The sequence below is a fragment of the Halobacteriovorax sp. genome (genome assembly GCF_041587335.1).
In the GTDB taxonomy this organism is placed as follows: domain Bacteria; phylum Bdellovibrionota; class Bacteriovoracia; order Bacteriovoracales; family Bacteriovoracaceae; genus Halobacteriovorax.
Genome location: NZ_JBFGYP010000254.1, coordinates 1 through 2,235 on the forward strand (window position 1 = coordinate 1; position 2,235 = coordinate 2,235).

General features: G+C 36.7%; 3 protein-coding genes. 1 reads left to right on the top strand and 2 read right to left on the bottom strand.

Features of this window, described 5'->3' with window-relative positions; translation table 11 throughout:
* Nucleotides 1-293 precede the first annotated feature (293 nt).
* Together ABX784_RS17070 and ABX784_RS17075 are read right to left on the bottom strand one after the other, a co-directional pair.
* The gene (locus ABX784_RS17070) at nt 294-1,148 is read right to left on the bottom strand and encodes a nucleotidyl transferase AbiEii/AbiGii toxin family protein (protein WP_372656267.1); all 855 of its coding nucleotides are present in this window, start codon (nt 1,146-1,148) and stop codon (nt 294-296) included.
* Nucleotides 1,145-1,762, bottom strand: a complete 618-nt coding sequence (locus ABX784_RS17075; RefSeq protein WP_372656269.1) for a type IV toxin-antitoxin system AbiEi family antitoxin domain-containing protein — start codon at nt 1,760-1,762, stop codon at nt 1,145-1,147. Before ABX784_RS17075 ends, ABX784_RS17070 begins: the two co-directional genes overlap by 4 nt.
* 128 nt (nt 1,763-1,890) lie before the next feature.
* Here ABX784_RS17075 and ABX784_RS17080 point away from each other — a divergent pair.
* A partial coding sequence (locus ABX784_RS17080) for a hypothetical protein (protein ID WP_372656270.1) occupies nt 1,891-2,235 on the top strand: 345 nt, incomplete at its 3' end.

A 2,235-nucleotide genomic window follows, 5' to 3' on the forward strand; every position in this document is an offset into this window, starting at 1 on the left:
GCCCCGCTTAAGTTTGGATGCTCCGTTTTATAGGTGCGAATCCTTACTGCGAGTGCATCGACCAGCGTCTCATTGCTTGATACCACTGCGTCCATAACCCTAATGCCCTTGTGTGAGTGTTTACAGGATTAGTTCTAGCAAATAACTCGGTGTGACTAAATAAGATTTGAAATTATTATATATGGCCCAACGAATTTTAATGTTAGGCTTAGAAGGTACTGAAAGTGGGTTATTATCTATCAAGATATTACGTTTAATCAGACAGTTAAGAACTACAACTCTACTCAAAAGAACTAGAGCAATGACTTAAAGAACTCACTAGACCATAAATCAAGCTCTCTTTGATCTTTAATAAAGGGTGCCACATCTTTTTTAGCACTCTCCCAGTCTGTCTTCTCAAATCTCAAACTAAGCATATCTTTAAGGTCGGTTTCTCCAAATTCACGATCTACATCCCAGTGGCCTGTTTCGCAAAGCTTGCCTTTAAGATATTCCAAGTCAGGTGAAACGTTCTTATTTTTATACCAGATGAAATCATAATAATCCCTCCCTTTCACTCGTCCACTTTTATACTCTCTACATAATAAAGCATGGAGCTTTCCTCCAAAAAGCGAAGGAAGATTTAGCACCTGATAACTAAAGGGAATAGGAAGAGTAAGGTAAAGAGTCTCAAGCCCCCCCATTGGCATAGGAGGAGTAGTATCAATTTCAAGTTTAATCTTTATTTTTTCATTCTTATTAGTTCCACTTGCTGGGTTAGATAGGCCATCAATCATCAACAGATGCTCTAAGGTGTTGGCCTTAAGAAATGCAGAGTCTACTGAGGAATCTAAGCTTTTAATATTTTTCTTTGTTGAAAGACTTAGCCCAAACGAAGAAAACTCATCTTCAATACCTTTAAGATATACTTCTAAGTCAAAATCCTTATTTACTTCTAAGAGAGTAAAGTCCATATCTTCCGAAAAGCGCGGAAGATTATGAGCAATTCTCAGAGCAGTTCCCCCATAGAAGGCTGCTTTATTAAAGAACTTCTGGCGATAAAGTCCTAAGAGAGCAATCTCTTGCATAATTTCTTTCAATGCATTTTTATATTCATCAGGAGTAATGCAATTATATGGTTCTAACATTCGTAACACTGCTGAATTCACATTATGCTCCTTACTGCGTCAACTATAAGAACAACAGACTTTCTTTTATAGAATCGTTCTAAAAGTAGTAGTTTTTCCAAGCTTAGATTTTTAAGCTCATCTCTATCTATTCGAAGGGACTCAAGAAGATAAGAGAGCGCCTCATCAATTGAAGTAATCTTCTTGAAATAGACTATATCACATAGGGCCTTTTCTGGAGAGGCCATAAAATAGTTACCAAGACTAGTTTGATGATACTCAAGTCCTTCAGGATACAGATCTTTTGGTATATATCTATAGGAAAAGTTCCCTACTAATGTTTCAAATTCTTTATTGCGTTTAAAACAAATACAAGTAACTGTTTCTACTCTTTCAGGAATAAGGCCGTGATATGAAAGTGCGTACTCAAATGAAACTGCAGATGGGCCATAAATCAAACCAGCAAGAACTGACTTGGAATACTGTCTCTGATAAGCAGCTCCATGTAAGTAAATGCCACGCCTAATAGGAATAAGCTCCCCTTTTTTAACAAGGCTAGCAATCTTATTTCTCGGCATCTTTAGGTCAGAGTAGAGCGATTGTAGGTACTCTGTTGTAAGGTAATTACTCTGACTCCTTTGTAGTTTCTCTTCCATTTTCATCCCAATACTACCAATCTTATAGAATATCCTACCAATTATACCACATTTAATGTCAGTTAGTGTAAATAAACTACACTAACTGGTTAATTCTAAAATATTCATTTATCAAGGAGTTACCCTTAATGACTTTACACCCTAACTCAAATAAACTGAGAAGGCTTATGAAACAAGTAAATCATCTATATATATTGTCCGCTTTTGCACTACTACTCACAAGTTTATTCTCTGTTGGATTTCTTCATCCAGATGAGCAGTACTACACTCTAGACTTTGCTTTTAATCAGCTTGGGATGTTGGATAATCTTCAAACCTGGGAGCTAGAGTCAAAGATTAGACCTTGGACTCTTCCCTACCTATATGTAGTGATACTTGCCCCTTTTAAGTTTCTAGGAATAGAGAGCCCTTTCACACTAGCAACGATTGCAAGATTATTTTCTGGTTGTGTTGCTCTTTATACTCTCATTGAA

Excerpts from the sequence above, each read along its gene's own strand:
- ABX784_RS17075 (WP_372656269.1), bottom strand. The coding sequence starts at position 1,762 with ATGGAAGAGAAACTACAAAGGAGTCAGAGTAATTACCTTACAACAGAG.